This is a genomic window from Viridibacillus sp. d25.2 (assembly GCF_055456015.2).
This window is the reverse complement of the sequence record NZ_JBVDMV020000003.1, coordinates 123,731-142,234: the sequence shown is the minus strand read 5'-3', so window position 1 is coordinate 142,234 and position 18,504 is coordinate 123,731. Positions and strand designations below refer to the sequence as shown.

Annotated in this window: 18 protein-coding genes and 1 pseudogene; 17 read left to right on the top strand and 2 right to left on the bottom strand. The window is 31.2% G+C overall.

All coding sequences use genetic code 11. The features are described 5' to 3' along the window. The first annotated feature begins 109 nt into the window (after positions 1–109). The 6 genes from ACZLO7_RS22600 to ACZLO7_RS22575 all read left to right on the top strand — a co-directional run bounded on the left by ACZLO7_RS22600 (position 110) and on the right by ACZLO7_RS22575 (position 6,597). Positions 110–670, top strand: coding sequence for a hypothetical protein (locus tag ACZLO7_RS22600; protein ID WP_464941227.1), 561 nt, complete (start codon positions 110–112; stop codon positions 668–670). Next, positions 657–1,226, top strand: coding sequence for a hypothetical protein (locus ACZLO7_RS22595; RefSeq protein ID WP_464941228.1), 570 nt, complete (start codon positions 657–659; stop codon positions 1,224–1,226). Before ACZLO7_RS22600 ends, ACZLO7_RS22595 begins: the two co-directional genes overlap by 14 nt. Beyond that, positions 1,223–1,399 (top strand): hypothetical protein, encoded by a 177-nt coding sequence (locus ACZLO7_RS22590; protein WP_464941229.1) that lies wholly within the window; start codon positions 1,223–1,225, stop codon positions 1,397–1,399. The genes ACZLO7_RS22595 and ACZLO7_RS22590 overlap by 4 nt, the downstream gene beginning before the upstream one ends. A 910-nt stretch (positions 1,400–2,309) precedes the next feature. Continuing rightward, positions 2,310–4,070, top strand: a complete 1,761-nt coding sequence (gene ltrA / locus ACZLO7_RS22585) for a group II intron reverse transcriptase/maturase (RefSeq protein WP_464941439.1) — start codon at positions 2,310–2,312, stop codon at positions 4,068–4,070. Positions 4,071–4,454: 384 nt separating this feature from the next. Then, positions 4,455–5,549, top strand: coding sequence for a DNA sulfur modification protein DndB (locus tag ACZLO7_RS22580; RefSeq protein WP_464941104.1), 1,095 nt, complete (start codon positions 4,455–4,457; stop codon positions 5,547–5,549). Beyond that, the gene (locus tag ACZLO7_RS22575) at positions 5,542–6,597 is read left to right on the top strand and encodes a DNA sulfur modification protein DndB (protein WP_464941105.1); all 1,056 of its coding nucleotides are present in this window, start codon (positions 5,542–5,544) and stop codon (positions 6,595–6,597) included. Before ACZLO7_RS22580 ends, ACZLO7_RS22575 begins: the two co-directional genes overlap by 8 nt. Before the next feature lie 117 nt (positions 6,598–6,714). On the opposite strand, the gene ACZLO7_RS22570 is transcribed toward ACZLO7_RS22575, so the two are convergent. Together ACZLO7_RS22570 and ACZLO7_RS22565 are read right to left on the bottom strand one after the other, a co-directional pair. Further along, positions 6,715–6,873, bottom strand: coding sequence for a helix-turn-helix domain-containing protein (locus tag ACZLO7_RS22570; protein WP_464941135.1), 159 nt, complete (start codon positions 6,871–6,873; stop codon positions 6,715–6,717). Continuing rightward, entirely contained in the window at positions 6,866–6,949 is an 84-nt protein-coding gene (locus ACZLO7_RS22565; RefSeq protein ID WP_464941136.1) for a hypothetical protein, read from the bottom strand. The genes ACZLO7_RS22570 and ACZLO7_RS22565 overlap by 8 nt, the downstream gene beginning before the upstream one ends. A 612-nt stretch (positions 6,950–7,561) precedes the next feature. On the opposite strand from ACZLO7_RS22565, the gene ACZLO7_RS22560 reads away from it, so the two are divergent. The 11 genes and pseudogenes from ACZLO7_RS22560 (at position 7,562) to ACZLO7_RS22510 (ending at position 18,497) form a co-directional block, all read left to right on the top strand. Then, positions 7,562–7,927 (top strand): hypothetical protein, encoded by a 366-nt coding sequence (locus ACZLO7_RS22560; RefSeq protein WP_464941107.1) that lies wholly within the window; start codon positions 7,562–7,564, stop codon positions 7,925–7,927. A gap of 68 nt (positions 7,928–7,995) precedes the next feature. After that, on the top strand, positions 7,996–8,184 hold the full coding sequence (locus ACZLO7_RS22555) for a hypothetical protein (RefSeq protein ID WP_464941108.1): 189 nt from the start codon (positions 7,996–7,998) through the stop codon (positions 8,182–8,184). 383 nt (positions 8,185–8,567) lie between these two features. Continuing rightward, on the top strand, positions 8,568–8,918 hold the full coding sequence (locus ACZLO7_RS22550; protein ID WP_464941109.1) for a hypothetical protein: 351 nt from the start codon (positions 8,568–8,570) through the stop codon (positions 8,916–8,918). A gap of 247 nt (positions 8,919–9,165) precedes the next feature. Continuing rightward, a pseudogene (locus tag ACZLO7_RS22545) lies at positions 9,166–9,345 on the top strand (TnsB C-terminal domain-containing protein); the annotation flags it as partial. Between the two features lie 396 nt (positions 9,346–9,741). Continuing rightward, on the top strand, positions 9,742–11,787 hold the full coding sequence (locus tag ACZLO7_RS22540; RefSeq protein ID WP_464941110.1) for an ATP-dependent nuclease: 2,046 nt from the start codon (positions 9,742–9,744) through the stop codon (positions 11,785–11,787). Positions 11,788–11,803: 16 nt separating this feature from the next. Continuing rightward, positions 11,804–13,639, top strand: coding sequence for a UvrD-helicase domain-containing protein (locus tag ACZLO7_RS22535; RefSeq protein ID WP_464941111.1), 1,836 nt, complete (start codon positions 11,804–11,806; stop codon positions 13,637–13,639). Between the two features lie 196 nt (positions 13,640–13,835). After that, positions 13,836–15,782 (top strand): hypothetical protein, encoded by a 1,947-nt coding sequence (locus ACZLO7_RS22530; RefSeq protein WP_464941112.1) that lies wholly within the window; start codon positions 13,836–13,838, stop codon positions 15,780–15,782. A 390-nt stretch (positions 15,783–16,172) separates the two neighbouring features. Continuing rightward, positions 16,173–16,442, top strand: coding sequence for an LPD1 domain-containing protein (locus ACZLO7_RS22525; RefSeq protein WP_464941113.1), 270 nt, complete (start codon positions 16,173–16,175; stop codon positions 16,440–16,442). A 129-nt stretch (positions 16,443–16,571) separates the two neighbouring features. Further along, on the top strand, positions 16,572–16,820 hold the full coding sequence (locus ACZLO7_RS22520) for a hypothetical protein (RefSeq protein WP_464941114.1): 249 nt from the start codon (positions 16,572–16,574) through the stop codon (positions 16,818–16,820). A gap of 406 nt (positions 16,821–17,226) precedes the next feature. Beyond that, positions 17,227–17,637 carry a hypothetical protein gene (locus ACZLO7_RS22515; protein ID WP_464941115.1) on the top strand — a complete coding sequence of 137 codons (411 nt, stop codon included), beginning with the start codon at positions 17,227–17,229 and terminating at the stop codon, positions 17,635–17,637. Between the two features lie 89 nt (positions 17,638–17,726). Then, positions 17,727–18,497, top strand: coding sequence for a hypothetical protein (locus tag ACZLO7_RS22510; RefSeq protein ID WP_464941116.1), 771 nt, complete (start codon positions 17,727–17,729; stop codon positions 18,495–18,497). The last annotated feature ends 7 nt before the right edge of the window (positions 18,498–18,504 follow it).

Here is an 18,504-nt window from a genome sequence, read left to right as displayed (position 1 = left end):
AGAAACATAGTTTATTTTATAGAAACTATGTCCTTTTACTAATCTTCCTAAAGGCTTTTTTGTTTACAAAAATTTGAAAAGTTAATTTCTTTAGGAAAGGGTGTTTAGAATGGCAAATCAATGTGTAAATGTATTATCAATCAATGGAGAGGTAGCTGCTCTCATTAGATTCATGAGTGCTCTATTGAATTCTTCAAAAGAAAATGAATTTTTAGGAGCTTTTTATCCAACAACAGAAAAGAGAATGGAAAAATTATGGGGAGTAAAATCCGAAGTACAGAGTTGTGAGTTACTATTCGATGACCTTGGAGCTCGCGTTATTTTTAAAACGGATAGTAATGAGCCTAAAAAATGGTTACATTACGTTTCAAGGTTATATCCATCATTAGTTTTTAATTTAAGTTTTTATGAAGCAATTAAGAAATATGCAGGATCTCATTCAGCAGCATTTGGAAAAATGTATTCATATTACTTAAAATCAGGATCTGTGGATTATAGGGAACTTGTATTTTTAAAAGATAATCTACATGACTTCTCTTTCGAAATACCAGTTTGTGATTGCTGCGGTAAAGAAATAAGTGAAGATAAAATTGAGAATTTTGGAGAAAACAATCCCTACTTCTATTGTGCAAATTGCTCAAAAGGAGGGGCTCACAGTGTCGCTCTTTAATTTCTTAGAGTCAAAATTAGGTAGAGAATACAAACTGACATTTTTTTGTCCGTTGCGTAACAACGAATTTGTAGCGGCTTTAACTCCCTTGGGATTTAAGTTAAGCCGTGATAAATCTTTATCATGGGTGAGTGATTTAAAAACAGTATTTACAATTAAACCATTTAATTCAGAGGGAAACGAATCATCTGGCTATGTAATTCACTTTGAAGGTGACTACAGATCATTGTTTCAACTGATTAATCATTCTTTGAAGCAGATTAATCCTGAATTCGTAAATATTGAAATGAGATTAAATGATGGATATTCCCAAAGTGAGAATATCAGTATTGCACGTAATAAAGGCTTTCAAGAGGCTTCTACGTTAGGTATCTATTCTGTCGATAATATCGGCATTGTTTTGTTACCAGGGGGCACAGCGGTAGTACAGGCCCGTACTAAATCATTACAAATAAGTAAACTAAATGTTTTACTTACGGCAATTGATACGCTGGCAGCCAACTTTAAAAAGGAAGAGGTCTATGACTTATTTACAAGTGAGAGATTAGTTATATGAAGGGAATTTGTGTTGATCTTGGATCGTCAGTAAATCTAAAAATAGATGAAGAATATTTTTTATTTACATATGGTCCAAATCATTATAACGCAAGTCGCTTTAACAATCAGGGTGCCCATTTCGGTATTATTCAGGAGTTAAACGGTGAATGGGAGCAACTCGCATTATTTTAGAACAATTAATAAAGTAGTGCATTCGATAAAATTACGTTGCTTTATAAAAAAGTTTGATTAAAATCATCTCACCTCTTTAGATTTTAGAGGAGAGATGATTTTTTTGTTGGATAATTATGCTAATATCACTATAAATATTGTGAAGAAATGTACTTAAACTAACGAGGCAGCGCGACAAGTTTTGTTATAAGCACTAATGTGTGAAAAAACAAAGGATTCCTTGGGGAATCCTAACTTTATAACTGAGGATAGAAATGATAAAACCATGTATTTTGAAACTATCCCATTAAGATTCCTGCATGCGTCATAAGGGACAGATTATGGGGTCTGAAGCTCAGGTGAAGTCGGCAGAACAAAGGCTGAAGCCACTCCTCACGGAAAAGGTATGCCAATGGATATGCCGGATGGCTGAAAAACTAAATATGGTGAGAATTTTCTTGTGGAAAAGAACAGACGAACTTCCGGATGTACGGGTCTAAAGTTAGAGCATAAGGAAACTTGTGTACCATCCAACGATGGAGTGAGTGACGTGGAGTAAAAATTGCTTCTATGAAACACGTTATACCGAACAATGGCGGTATCCAGCTCACAGGCTTACAGGAAGCACCTAAGTTTAGAAGAAATATAGCTAGGTTATAAGGGACTTGGAAAATAAGGAACGTTGTCTCAAGGGCTGTCACCCGAAACGGTTGCTATAAGCGATATGGCGAAATGCATTTGTCCTTATGAGGGTAGGGGTACGACCAGTGAGACCTCTGTAATGGAGTTGGAGGAACAGCCCCAAGTCTAGCGATAAGTAATAATTATTTTTCAACTGTGCATTGCACCGGTCGGGTAAGAACGTGGGAACATCACTTCAAAGAGGAATGATGCCACAGTGCAAGCTCTACGATATTGGGATTATTACGGGATGACAGACACCTTTACAGACTTACATCAACGAGCCAAAAATAAAGAATCATTCCATCTGCTATACGACATCATCACGTCGAGGAACAATATTTTATTAGCGTATCGAACAATCAAGTCAAATAAAGGGTCGAAGACCCCTGGAACAGATGGTAAAACTATTGTAGACATAGAGAAACGATCAGAGAACGATTTAGTAGAAGAAATACAAAGTAAGCTGAAAAATTATCGTCCAAAGAAAGTCAGACGTAAACTAATCGAAAAAGATAATGGCAAGATGCGACCATTAGGTATTCCATGCATTCTGGATAGAATCATACAACTGTGCTTTAAACAAGTGTTAGAGCCTATTGCAGAGGCTCATTTCTATAATCATAGCTATGGGTTTAGACCTTTACGGTCTACTCATCATGCGATGGCAAGAATTCAATTTCTAGTTAATCGGTCGAAACTCCACTACGTTGTAGATGTGGATATAAAAGGGTTCTTTGATAATATCAATCATACCTTGCTTATTAAGCAGTTATGGAATTTAGGTATTCGGGATAGACAGGTCCTTGCCTGTATATCCAAAATGCTAAAGGCTGAAGTGGATGGAGAAGGTATTCCGACAAAGGGTTCTCCACAAGGTGGCCTACTTTCACCGTTATTGTCTAATATTGTACTAAATGAATTGGACCAGTGGATTGCGGACCAATGGGAACTATTTCCCCTCCATAAATCACTTAAAACTAGAGGTCAACTTCTTGCAAAGAATCGAACTCACTTAAAAGAAGGCTACATAGTTAGGTATGCTGATGACTTTAAAATCATCTGTCGAGACTGGAAAACTGCCGAAAAGTGGTATCATGCAGTTAAATTATTTTTAAAAGAACGTTTAAAACTTGATATTTCACCAGAAAAATCGAAGATTATTAATCTGCGCAAGAATGAGTCTGCGTTTCTTGGTTTCACAATACGTGCCAATCGTAAAGGAATAAAGCGAGTTGCACATACGTTTGTCAAAGCTGAAAAGATGCAGAAAATTAAGGCGGATGCAAAGAAACGAATAGAAATACTCCGAACATCGCCAACTACTCAAAATGCTATGCGCTTTAATAGTTTTGTCTTAGGGTTACACAATTATTTTAGCAGAGCTACTCACGTCAACTTAGCGTTCTCACGACTTGCCTATGAAATAGGTGCATCTATGTACAATCGTCTTAAACCCGTTGGTAAATATGAACATCCTAACAATCCTCCACCTGTGTATAAAAAGTTCTATGGCTTAGGCTCTAAAACTTATAAAATCGCCGGGATATACCTCTTTCCTCTCGGAATCATCAAAACTAAAAATGTGATTGGCTTTACTCAAAGTATAACCCCATTTACCGAAGAAGGTCGAGTGCAAATATCCACACGGTTGAGTAAAGATATAAGACAGGAAATAGTATTGTTAATGGAATCAAAAATATCGACACGGAGTGTCGAATATATGGATAATCGGATTAGTAGATACAGTATGAAAAAAGGAAAATGTGAAATAACTGGCATGTTCCTACAAGCACAAAATGTCTACTGTCACCATTATATACCTAAGTATCTTGGTGGAAGCGACAAATTCAATAATCTACGTATTCTCCAAAGAGAGATACATGAATTAATCCATATGACCGACAAAATTAAGGCGAATACACTCATAAAAACTTTGGGCATCACTGAATCGATGTTAGAAAAAATCAATAAATATCGAGAAAAATGTGAGCTAGAAATAATCAAATAACCCAAATCAACAAGAGTAACTTGAAACTTATAATTAATAATACCATCGCTAGATGGAACGCGGTATGCTTGGAAACTGGCACGTTCCGTGTGGAGTAGGGGAAAAGCTGGAGATAACTTCAAATGCTTACCTATTACTAACGCATTAGTTTAATAAGGTGTTTGTTATATCATTTAACAATAGAAATAGATGGATGGTATTTAAAAGGTGAGTTTACTACAGAGCTAATGATATCAAAAAGGATTACTGAATGAAAATAATCAAAGAATTTAGGAACACAGAAAGATTTTTGTTGTATTGTGATCAGAAGAGTCTGTATAATCTAAAATATACAGAAAGAAAATAAATACACAAATATAATTAATAAGAAAAGGAGGAAATAATATGAAATTTGATGATATCATTGATTCCGCGGGTAACTTTATTACGATTCATGGGGTAAAGGGGAACCAGTTTGGTCATGAAGTAATATCGGCACAATGTACAGTAGATTATGTATTAAGGTTTTTAGAGGTTGATAAATCGGTTCAGAGAGATATGATTGAGAAACAGGTTGCTAGTATAAGTAAATACATTCAATATGGTTTAGAAGGTAATAATATCTATTTTCCTCCATTAATTTTCTCTGCTAGAGGGAAGGGAAGATTCAATGAAGTAAGTAATCAATTTCATCTTAAAACTGATGACACCATGGTTATATTAGATGGACAGCATCGCATAAGGGCATTTGAAGTTTTGAAGAAAAGGCTAATGTCCAGTCGTAACGCTGAAGATCAAAAAAAATTGAATTTTATAAAAAATTACCCTTTAACAATTCAAATATTTAGCGATTTAACAATTGAAAAAGAGCGTCAACTTTTCACGGATGTAAATACAAAGTCATCTAAAGTGAGTAATACTCTTTTAGTAATGTATAAAGAAAATGATTTATGCGGAAGGTTGGTTAAAGACGTTATCAATAATCATCCTTCAATTTCTCCTGACAAATTTGAAGTCCGTGCTAAAACCACTACAACCAAATTGATGACAGCCGCAACACTTTATAATATATGTTTAACACTTAATGATGGAATTATTTTTTTACATGGTGGTACGAGTAGAATTAATGAGACAAACTACCTTTTATACAAAAAAAATGTTGAGGATTTTCTAACCTTACTAATGAAGTATGCCCCTGACCAGTGTTTGGATAGAAACAAGTATTTTATAATGAATCCGAATGTTTTACGCGGAATAGCGAAGTACATATACTCTTTAAGAGAGAAGGACGCCAATCTTGAAATGGAAGAATTATTCCTGAAATCTGTGCGTTTTATAGATTGGTCACATAAAAACAAAGAGTTGAAACAGTATGGTATTCCATTTAATAACAACACTAAAAAGTATCGATTTACAGTTGGTACTCGAATAACAAGCCAAATATCCAATATGTTAATAAAACAATATGAATTAAATGTTGGGAAGGTGCTAAATGTTTGATATAAATTTAAAAGGGCTTGTAAACCATATAAACGGTGAATCCCAAGCTATAATGACTACACAAATAACAGTAAGGGAACTTTTGGAAGTTTATAAAATTGATAATGTTATTAATAGGGATATAAACTACTCCAGATTAGGTCCACTTGCAACCTATATTGATTCTTTTGATTCGGAGGTTGGTATCTTTTTACCGTCCCTTGTGTTTGCATTTACTGGAGACCCATCTAAATATTATGATACGACTAGAAAAGAATTGCGTTTACCGCCAGGGGTAAAACTAAAAGTAATTGACGGACAGCATCGTATTAAGGGTTTAGAGCATTTATTACGACATACAAGTGATACAGCAAAGAAGGAGAAAATTTTAGGTAGTACTTTAACGGCTCAAATATACTTCGGATTAGATGAAGTAGATGAAAAAAATGTCTTTGTGGATATTAACTCCAATGCAAAGCGTGTCTCTATGTCATTAATTACCAAATATGATACAAGGGATATTATGAGGGTTTTAGTAAGAGATACATTTGAATCATGTCGAGCTCTGGAAAATGCCGGGGTAGAATTTATGAAAAGCAGAATTGTTAGACCTACAAACACGTTACTTTTTACGAGTGCCCGTTTAAAAAACTTCATCAGTATATTGTTATTCGGAAGACCTAAATTAAGTAAAAAGGCTGAACAATTGATAAAAGATAAGTACGACGATGTTCTAGCGTTTTTAGATAAGTTTTTTGTTGTTTTGTTTGATGCTCTTCCTCCGGTTCCAGGTGATGTTAATAAATACACACTAGGTCACGAAGCACTTCAAAATGCAATAGCTTACTACCTACATGAGCAGATCATAAGCGAAGCGGATAAAGATATAGAATGGATTCCAGACTGGGAATTAGTGTTGGAGAAGCTAGAATACTTTGATTGGAGTGTACGTAATCCGCTATTTCAACAGTATATGATTACTTCAAGGTCGAGTAAAAGTGAATTTAAAGCTTTTATTGATAATAGATACCAGAACCTATTGGAAATATTAAAGGCTGAGTTAGTTTAAGTACCCATGATGACTTGACAATTTTTGTATGTTTCAATTAACAAAGTGGTTGCCATTCTAATGAATTTCTAAAATATTCCTCTAGAAAATAAGTAAGTCGCCCATATTAGGGCGACTTTATTTGTCTTTGTCTTCTATTAGTTCAATGATATCTCTAGTATCATCTAACTCTAAAGTATCTGCTATTTTTTCTATATGACTAAAGTTTATATTTTGCCTTTTTTGATTAGCTAATTCCCTTAATAAAATTCCTCTTTGATTGACTAGTTCATGAATCTTCGCTTTGACTTTTTAAAGTTAACTCTGTTGCAGAAACCGTATACGAATCGCCTGCCTGTAGTACACCGTTTATATGAAAATTATAGTAACCATTTGTTACTACCGGAAAAGCAGAGCTGCATTCCCGCTATCATCTAGAAAGGCAGTTGCAAGGTCTGTAGTACCGTCAACAACTGTTAAATTTGCTGCTAACACATCAAAAAATCTTGTGGAAGTACCATTAACGTTTACATGAATATTAATAATGGAAAGTGCCATTAGCAATCGGGCGCGATTGTTTAATAAGCGTCGCTGTTCTTATTAAACTAACAGGTGCTTAGTTGAATATGGGTCATTTAATTGATCAAACTTAGTCAGGATAAATACGTGTATTAACAAATAAGAAAATTATAGAATATATACCATTTTACAAAATAATATGATAATATAATTTTATAACCATTTTATTTATTACTCATTGCGAATGCAATTTTACGCGAAAGCAACTACTAACTTAAACCTTTGGGTTGATTATGTAAGCAGAATTTTTCTGTTCTTTACTAATCACTCAAAGGTTTTTTTTTCGTATATTGCCAATTAATGAGTGCGTGGAATGTAGTTAATAATTTTTTAGGAGGTGAAAATTACTATGAGTCTATTCCTGGATTCAGCATTGTTGACAATAATTTTTGCAGGATGTTTTATATTGATTGGGACCAAAAATGAAGTTTTACATTCATTAAAGCCCATTGACCAACTTAAAACAATCTTAAGAGGTGCAACTATAACCGGTAAAATCTTATTAGTGTTAAAAGGAGTCATTCAACCATTATTGATTGGCTGCTTCGGTGGTTTTATTACTGTAACAGCGATGTCATTGGACAACCCTATAGTGGAGTTGTTAAATCCATTATTTATAAAGGTTGGAGTACCCGTTCTAATAGGGTATAGAGGTTGGAAAAACATCATTCCTTCAGTAATATCTGTATTACAGAGTCTACTTAATAAACAAGAAGTGGGAGAAATTAATAATGCACAGAGTGTAGAAAATGATACACAAAGTGAGCGATAATGGTATAATGAAAGAAATAGGTCCATTTAGTATTAGTGGAAGTGGAATTTAAGGAGGATGACTTCTAAATGACTATAAAGGTTATAGAGGTTTTAAATTCACAAGAGATTAAAAAATATAAAGAGTTTAAAGAAAATTTATCGACTGAGAAGAGTTTAATTGGTGCGCTATATAATGCCATGGGAGCAAGTTTAATTCTTTTTAAAGCAAAACGTCGATACATCAAGGAACAAAGAGGCCAATTAATAAACAATTAAGAACGATTAATCTAATTTTAGATTATCGTTCTTTTTTATTAAATATATTTGTAGAGAATGTTTATACATATACATTTAGTAACAATTATTGACGAAATAAAGTTGAACATAAACTAGAGAGACATTGAAATTCAACTAAATAATACATTTGTAAAAAGGGTTGGCAACAAATTAATGAAACATGTTATACTAATTCCATAGTATTCTTTTTAATTTTTATTGCAGACCAATTCGTGTTATGCGACTTAAACCAACAACTAACGACCTTTGGGTTGATTGAACGAAACAACATCTTTTATTTATGTTGTTATCAATCTTCCTAGAGGTCTTTTTTTTGTGCTAAAAAAGGGTATTTATTTTTCTTTAGGAAAGGGTGTATTTAAATGGCAGCAACAAAAATGGCTTCTTCTTCAGGAATACAATTACGTTTTATTCTCTTTACTGAAGTTAATAAAGCTATTAAAGCGTACTGTAATGAGATAGGAGACCAAGAAACTGCATTTACTTCTGATACCTTCCGTTTACTACACCACTTGGAGCCTGTATTTTTTAATGAAGATACTGGGCAATGGTGGGATTCAAAGACCGAAATGATACGTAATGAATTTGAAAATGGTCAAAGTAAAGATGAGATTCGTGAGAGTTTATATGATAGCGAAAAAGAAGAAGGTCATCTATGCTATACTGAGTATTGGAAAGAAAGTATCATGAAAAGCGTTGATAAAACTACATAATATTAATTACTATTAATGGGCAGGCGGCACTATCGCTTGTCTCTTTTGTTTAAATGTACTGGTATATAATCGAAATAAAGCCACCCTGCTTGTAAAAAAATGCGATGAAACACCTCTTTAGATTACTATAATTTAAGGAGGTGTTTTTTTGACTAAAAGTGCAAGAACTTCAAAAGTTTAGAAATGGATTAAAGAAGGTCGAGGCTCTGGAATTAGTGCCGATTATAAGCCAGGGTTAAATATTCAAGAGCATCGTCTTATTTTAAGCAATTCCAAAATTGAAACGAATGAACTTGGCACACGTTTTCAAGTTGATGTAACAATTGAAGATATTTATTTAGTCAGCTCTTTTGATGCAAATCGAATTATTGGTAGAACTGTTGTTTACGCAATTATTGATGTGTATTCACGTATTGTTACAGGAATATAGAATTCTAGATTCATTAAATACCTCCAAATATTTTCAATTAATTTTTTCTATTATCCTTTTTGCTCTATAGTTTTCTTACCATGTCTCAATGCTATAAATTTGGTTCTATTAAATTTAATTTACTTTTTATCCCAAACTACTAGTATTAATCAATCCCTATTAAACATTCTCATATTTATACTTTTTTTTTTGTTGTATCTAAAAAACATAATAAGTCGATATTGTTTATCTTCTATCTCGACCTCAATCACACTAACTTCCGGAATCACGTATTTCCTACCTTTTATGCCATCTCTCAAATAAACAAAACGTTGCGAGTCAAAGTGAGTTATTTGGCTTATAATGGAATAGTAACGTTAAGTGTTATTTTATATTTATCATAAAGGAGTTCTTATGAAATTAACAAAATTGATATTAAATAATTATCGCAGTTTTGGACCAGAATCTACTATTATTAATATTACAGATTTAACTGCATTTATAGGTCATAATAGTGCAGGTAAAACAGCAATTCTAAGTGCACTTCAAAAAATGTTCGGGGATGGTAAAATAACTAAATCAGATTTTCATATTCCTTTTGATAAGTCATCAGAAGAAATAGAAAAAAACAATTTATCGATTGAAGTACATTTTGAATTTTTTAAAGATGATGAAACCGCAGATAGTTATGCGATTCCTATATACTTTGAAAATTTTGTAGTTAACAAAGAAGGTGCTAAACCCTATATTGCTATGCGTCTAGAAGCTAATTGGGAAAGAGGAAATAATCCCGATGGGGTTATAGACTTTAAATTTTATTATGTGACACAAGGTGAAGTGGAAGAGAGTAACAACCTTAAGCCGTTATCAATTCATGAAAAATCCAAAATAAATGTTATATACATACCTGCTGTAAGAAATCCTACAGAACAATTAAAAAATGCAACTGGAACGATTCTATGGAGAATTTTAAAACAAATTAATTGGAAAGAAGCAGATAAATTATTAGTAAATAACAAAATTGAAGAATTAGATTATCAAGTTTCTAGCCAACGAGGTATTTCTACAATACAAAGAATTATTTCTTCTCAATGGAAAAACTATCACAACGATTCTAGATATAAAGAAGCTAACATAAAGTTTGGGAGTAACGATTTAGATACTATTTTAAAAAAATTAGACGTAGAATTTACACCATCGCATACTGATAAAGCATTTAAAGTTAATGATCTAGGTGATGGATTAAAATCTTTATTCTATTTGACTTTAATTGACTCTCTCTTAGCAATAGAAAATGCAGCAATAGATGAAATAAAGAGAAATATTGTTGAGGAAGAAAGAGTTTTAAATGTTGACCCTCCTGCATTAACGTTAGTTTTAGTCGAGGAACCAGAAAATCATGTCAGTCCGCATTTATTGGGTAAAGTTATCAAAAACCTTAAAAGTATACAAAGTCAAAACAATGCTCAAATATTGATTACTTCTCATAACCCGACAATTATTAAAAGAATAGAACCAACTGAAATTAGACATTTGAGAATTGATAAGAAAACTAGTACTACTGTTGTGAAGGAAATTATGTTACCGAATAAACAATCTATAGCATATAAATATGTCAAAGAAGCCGTTAGAGCTTATCCAGAACTTTATTTTTCTTCACTAGTAATTTTAGGTGAGGGTGATAGTGAAGAGATAATTTTACCTAAAATTTTACATCTTTGCACAGGTGATTTAGACTCAGTAGGTATTTCTGTGGTGCCTTTAGGAGGGAGACATGTAAATCATTTTTGGAGGCTTTTAAGCCAATTAGATATTCCTTTTATCACATTATTAGATTTGGACAGAGAGCGTGATGGAGGAGGTTGGGGAAGGGTAAAATATGCTTATAAACAATTAATTGAAAATGGGATAAATAAAAAAGAAATTCTAACATTAGAAGGTGGAGAAATTCTATCTGATAGCGATTTTGAAAATATGCATACGTGGCAGTTGAAATCAAAAGAACATATCCAAGTATTAGAAGTTTGGATTACAACTCTTGAAAAGTATAATATATATTTCTCCAATCCTCTGGATATTGATTTTATTATGATTGAACAGTTCTTAGATTACTATTTGTTGACACTAAATAATGGAGAAGGACCTCTAATTAAAGTAAGTGGGAATGAAAAGCAAAAACGGATTCATGAACTTACTGATGAAGAAAAAACACAAGAAGTTTATGCAAAAAGAATTGAAGACAGTGTCAGAAAGACACTTAAAGAAAACGGGGGTAGTGGCGAAACATATAGTGACTTTCAAAAAGAATTAATGATTTGGTATAACTACTTCTTTTTAACTAGAGGAAAACCTATAACTCATTTGCAAGCATTGAATTACATTGAAGATGCAAAATTAATCGAGAATATGCCGGAAATATTTAGACGTTTATCAGAAAAGGCTAAAAAATTATTAAGATAGAGGAATGATGTAAATAATGGTTTCTCTTAAAGAATGGCAGCCAACTGATGGGCTGGTTTTAGAGGACGAAGCTTTAAATGCTGTAACGGATTTGAAAAATTCATTGATAGTTGCAGGACCAGGTGCAGGAAAAACAGAATTACTTGCTCAAAAAGCATGTTGTTTGTTAGAAACTAATAGCTGTACTAATCCCAGGAAGATTTTAGCGATTAGCTTTAAAAAAGATGCAGCATCTAACTTGAAAGAACGTGTTAATTTAAGGATATCTAATAAAATTGAAAATAGATTTACATCTCAAACATTTGATTCATTCGCTAAGAGCATACTAGATAGATTTTTAAATGTACTACCAGAAGAGTATAGACCTAATCCGGATTATGAAATTGTTGATAAACAACAAAATATGATTGTAAAAGCATTTGCTAAATTTAATGTTTATCTTAATAATAAAGATTTAAAAAAGTATTATTTTAATTGTTTAATTAGTTCAAAGTTGCCAGTTGAAAAAGGTAGTTTAATTGAAAATGTATGGCAGTTTTTATTAAAGGGTGATGAAAATAATAAAGCTACCTTGAGTTTTCCAATGATTACTCTTTTAGCAATCTATATTTTAGAAACCAATCCATTTATTTTAATGTCATTAAGAGAAACGTATAGTCATCTGTTTTTAGATGAATTTCAGGATACTACAGATTTACAATATGAGTTGGTAAAGGTTTGTTTTTTTAATACTAATACTTCAATTACAGCAGTAGGAGATAATAGGCAAAGGATAATGATTTGGGCTGGTGCAAAAAAGGATGTTTTTGAGTCCTATAAAAATGACTTTAAATCTAGAGAGTATTCTTTAAAAATGAATCATAGATCTGCACCTAGACTCTTAGAAATACAAAAGATTGTAAATAATTATTTACAAGATAAACCCTTTACACCAATTCCTAATCCTAAATGGTCTGCAAATGATGGTATAGCGGAAATATGGTACTTTCTAGATTCTAAAAATGAATCTAAAAAGATAGCTTCAAAAATTAATGATTTAATACAAAATTATAATGTTCCTGCTAATGATATTTGTATAATTGTAAAACAGACTGTTGATAAATATGAAAAATCAATAGTTGACGAATTAAAAGCGCTAAATATTAATGCTAGAAATGAGACTATTTTTCAAGATTTATTAAAAGAAGATGTGGTAAATCTTATTATCAATACATTAAAGTCTGCTTTAGATACTAGTAATAGTGATTCATGGCTTTCAATTTGGCATTCTAAAACTATTTTTGAAGGAATTCACGGAACAAAAAATGAATATACTTTTGATAAGCTAATAAAAGAAGTAAAACAATTTTTGAAGATAATAAAAAGAAAGTTGGCTTCCATAATCAATGCTGGAGAATTAGGAATGCTATTTATAGAAATTTTAAATTTTTATGATTTGAATAAAATTAGAAGATATTATCCTCAATATTCTCAAGGTACATATATAAATAAATTAAAAGAGGATTTGGAAGAGTATCTATATCACTATTTCCAAGGAACAAATGATTGGTTATTAGCCATCCAAGTTTTTGAAGGGAAAGATTCAATTCCAATTATGACTATTCATAAAAGTAAAGGTTTAGAGTACGAAACAGTATTTTTTGTAGGATTTGATGATAAGGCTTTTTGGAGTTTTTCTAAACAAGAACAAGAAGATACTTGTACATTTTTTGTAGGTTTATCAAGAGCTAAAAGATATTTATATTTTACGTTTTCAGAAAAGCGTGAATGGACATATTGTACCAATAACAATATTTCGATTTTATATCAAATGTTAAGCGAGTCTAAAGTAGTTGAAGAACTAAATTTCTAGCTGTTTTATAATCATGAAAATTGCATGCCATCTATACTTAATATAGATGGATTAAAGTAGAGTTGAATTATTGAAATATACAATGTCTACAACGGCGTTTGTAGTTTTGTACGTTAGGTTTGATTATATTAATTTAGGAATTAAATAATGTCCTCTAGTATGAGAAGAAATTTGAATTGTAGAAGGAAGGGTTTTTATGATAACAGATGTTGCTGGATCTATTAATGGATATTATAAGCAAATATACCTTGCTATTAAAGAATTACTCATGTTAAAAAATGATAATTCAAGTGTAGGTATAGAGTGTGGGGCGGATATTCGAGTCTTTAATGATAATAATATAAATAAATCGATTGAGGTGAAATTCTATAAAAGAAATATAGGTTTATATTCACCGGAGATTTCAAAGACTATACATAATTTCTATACGCAAACAGCTGATGATCATATGCTGTATTTTAATACAAATACTAAAGTACCTAGTACAGGTATTTTTAAAGAAGATGGAGATATATTTTATTTAAATAAAGAAGAAGGTATTTCATATATCCTTCATTTATTGATAAAACACGAGTCTAATAAAAGTAAAGTAAATACTATTAGAGAATATTTCATAAAAGTTGGCATTGTATGTGATAAATGTACAAAAAACACTTGTGATATTTGTATATCAAAATTTATTGAGCAGTATAAAAATCAATATCCTATGCATTTTAATGAAATAATTAAAATTAACCCAACAGTACAACTAAACCAATTTGTAAAAAAATTAGGTTTTATATTTGAAGATAAACCAAAGGATCAATCGATAACGAGATTAAAAAAAGAATTGAAAAATTTATTAAGAGAAAATTATAAAGATTTAGTTTCTGATTTTGATGAACTTATTTTGGAATCAATAATTCATAAAATTGCAATTAGCTTTTTCGATTCTACCGTGGTTAATTCACTTATTAAAAATCCTACTATTGATTTTCAAACACATAAAAAGGTTGCTAAATCTAATGTTAAACATTTCATTTCTACATATCAAACATTTTTAAATGAATATAAAGAAGACGTACTTGAATTAAAGATATTTGACATAGTAGAAGAATCTAATTTAGATGAGCAAAAAATAATATTTAAGTTCAATCAAGAATTTGAAGAGTACATATTTTCTGAGAGAAATTTAGAGGTTTATAATACAGCAACGATTAAACAATATTTCAGAGATATCGAGATGAAATTTAAATCAGAGTATGAAAGAAATGCCCTTGTAAGTAGATTTGAACTCTATAATAAAGGGTTTGGACTGTTAGGTTACTTAATGAGTTTAAAAGTTAGAGAAATATTTGTTAATGAACCCATAGTTTTTTTGAGAGGAAAAGATGAAGAATTCCTATCTATAAAAAATAATAATTATTACGATTATAAAAAGATATCTAAATTTATAGGTGCTAATAAACAATCTGAAGATGAGCACTATAGATATATGGAGTTAGAAGAGTGCTCTTTTTTAGAATGTATATCTGAGTGTTGTACGACGCCATTTATAAAAATAGATAAGTTAGAAATGAAGACGTCTTTAGAAGAATATCAAATAATAAATACTATGTCATTTGGAGTAATTGAAGAAGTAAAAAAGCTAGCTTCTTCTAATAAAAGTTTGCTGATTATAAGTTCAGCTACTATGAATAGAAAACCTTTTTTAAATGCAATGATTTCGTCTATACCTAAGAATTATTCTTTTTTTACAATTGCAGAAGATTTATTATCATTACCTACTATTTGTAAAGAAAAGCCTAATGTTACTGTAGATAGCTTGAAGGAGGACTACATTAAAAATATAAAAAAAATGGCGATTGCTGCTAGTGTATATAATAAGTGCATTGCATTAATTGATAATTACGAATTGGATGACAAAAATATTTTTAATAACTTTAAGATTCTTATGGAGGAAAATAATTGTGTAATAGGAACATTACATAGAGATAGTAGTAGGTATAGAAATATGACAACGTTTGAGGAAGTATGTGAAAATTTATCAATTTTTGATGATATAGATTTTAATATATTTGATAGCTTTATTATACTTGAAAACTATTTTGTAGATGGAAAAAAGCAAGATGTAATCAAGATTTTTAATAAAGCCTTAATTTAATCAATCTTTTTAGTAAAAACTCCTGTCGTATTAAAATCAAAATCATGTATTTTCATCAATCTTTGTTCAAATACAGGGTCTCTTCCATTATAAAATAAACGTTCACAGATTCTAAACTAACAAGAGTAACTATATTTTTGTTGATCTGTTTAATATTATTTTACTGTGACTAATACATATGGTAAGATACTATTATTAATTTTTATTTTACTTTTATTGCAGACTATTCAATAGTTTTGCGACAGCAACTACTAACTATACAGCCTTTGGGTTGATTCGATAACACAACATCCTTTTTCTATGTTGTGATCAATCACCCAAAGGCTTTTTTGCGTTTTCTAAACTTAATTGTTTTGAAAGTAGTTGTTTTAAACAGGTGAAAAAGAGTATTTGATACCTTATCCATCAAATGAGACGAAATTTTATAATACAGCACTACAATTAGATCGTGGAAAAAAGGCGAAATACTGGTCTACCACTGTTGAGATGGCTGCAAGAGCATTTGAATCGTACGTTATTTGTGAATTAAAAGAACGTAACTGGACAAATGATTATCTGGTTTGTGGTCTTGGACATATCTATCCAGAAGGTGAAGAACTATTGCGCATTAATGCAGCTATAAAAGAATTACTTTCAGAAACATTACATTTATTGAGGTAATTTTATTTATTATTCGACACTTTTCTGTTAAACTATGTTTTACAACATTATCAACGTAATAATAACAATAACTCTTTGGAGTCCTCTTATGAGGGGTTCAAAGAGTTTTTTTATGGGGAGAGATTGAATATGAATCAAATAGAACTAAACTTTAAAAAAATTGCATGTTATGGAGAACTTACATTTGGTGTTATTGAACATGGTGAAACAGTAACAAAATATGAATCTATTCTTATCGATGGATCAACGAAACGAAGCAGAACTATACTAGAATCATCTAATCATTTTGAAAGTATATGGGCTATTATTCAATTAATTTTGCGTGGTGGTGAATATCAAGGTATTTCTCTAGAATCAGTATCTAGAGAATTTAGGTAAAGTTTATCTAGTCAGCACTGATTAAATTCGTTATAATGGAAGGGTATAATATTGTTTCTTTTTATTTCTCACTCATTTTTGAGTGATGTGTCTGCACTTACTAATCATGGCCTTTGGGCTGATTGAACGTTTTATAGCATCTTTTACTTATGCTATTAACCAATCATTCCAAAGACCTTTTTTTGTGCTTAAAAAGATAGAATTAAAGGTAAAGGAAAGCGAGGAATCAGTATATTTTACATAAAATCCGAACATGTACTGGGGAAATCAATTGTAGATTTAAATTATGAACAAATTAACTATTTCTATTAGAGAAATAAGAGGCAGAAGCAATTCATTTATTACATACCTTCATTGGTGATGTATATAGTGGATTGCTTTTTTCTTATAACTGGAGGAATCAATCATGACCCTAAATTTTAAAACAGAGAGTAACGACAACCCTAAATTAATGGAGACTTATCAGGATCATGCCTATTATCAGGTCTTTTGCTATGCAGTAGCATTTGAAAATGAGGGCAAGAGTAATGAGAAATTGTTAATGACTATTGTTAGCGGTAGTGATTCTGCACTTCAATCCCTGAAGGCTACCATAGATATTGGTACGTATGGTGGAATTAAATTTGGATATGGAGAAAAAGAATTAAATGGATATAAATTCAGGAGTGAACAATCGTTTAGAACTGAGAAAGGTAAGTACGAAAAATTTGCTATGACCTTAAATAATAGTCGTAAAGCATTAGCTATCGTACACGAGGATATTCTGAACAATACTAAGTATGTAAACGTCGAACCGCTACGTCAGATGACCAAATAGTCTTTGATTTATTCGGGTGATGAGAGTATATATTAATGCCATTACGATTTAGTGGCATTTTTCTATGCTAACTATGGGAGGAATTAATCATGATTTACTTACAAAATCTATTTTTATTGGGGTTCGCCGTATTTTACTTTATATATGATGGAATGGCTGCTTACTATGCGGTGTTCTTAAATATTGCAGAAGGAAATATGGAAGATGAATCAACGACAACTAAAGAAGCAGGAGAATTAGTAGAAAATATTACTTCTTGGTCTCTACCATCTCATTTTTCAGAAGATGTAGAGACAAACTTCAAAGAACATTCAATAGCAGTTGACGTAGAAAATCAAAAATATCAAATTTCAGAATTAACTACAGAGAATGACTGCTTCGTCCATTCTATACTAACTGAATTAGGGTTAGATACAACAGATATACATGAAGAAGCAGAGGAAGTGACAGGAGATATGATCTTAACAATGAATGATTGGCATGAGGAGAAACCAAATTTTAATGCAGACTTGGAATTTACAGCAGCAGTAACTGCTCGCATTGCACAGAACATTAAAGGTATTCAAACATGGGTGTGTTCAATTATTGGATATGAAAACGAGTACATTCATGTATTAGATGGAGAGAGTAGAGCTTGGATAAATATAATTGAATTTGATTACTTGTCTTTATCCTTACATGACGTTATTGAAATAGAAGTTGATAGAAATGATAACGGGTTACAAGCTAAAAAAATAACGATTTTAAAATCAAATGCTGATTCATATCAAAATTACATTTGTGAAGTTGAAAATCTTCCAATAATTGATGATTACACATTTGAGGAAACAGAATTTTACGTGAAATCTGCCGAAGTTTAATACTTCG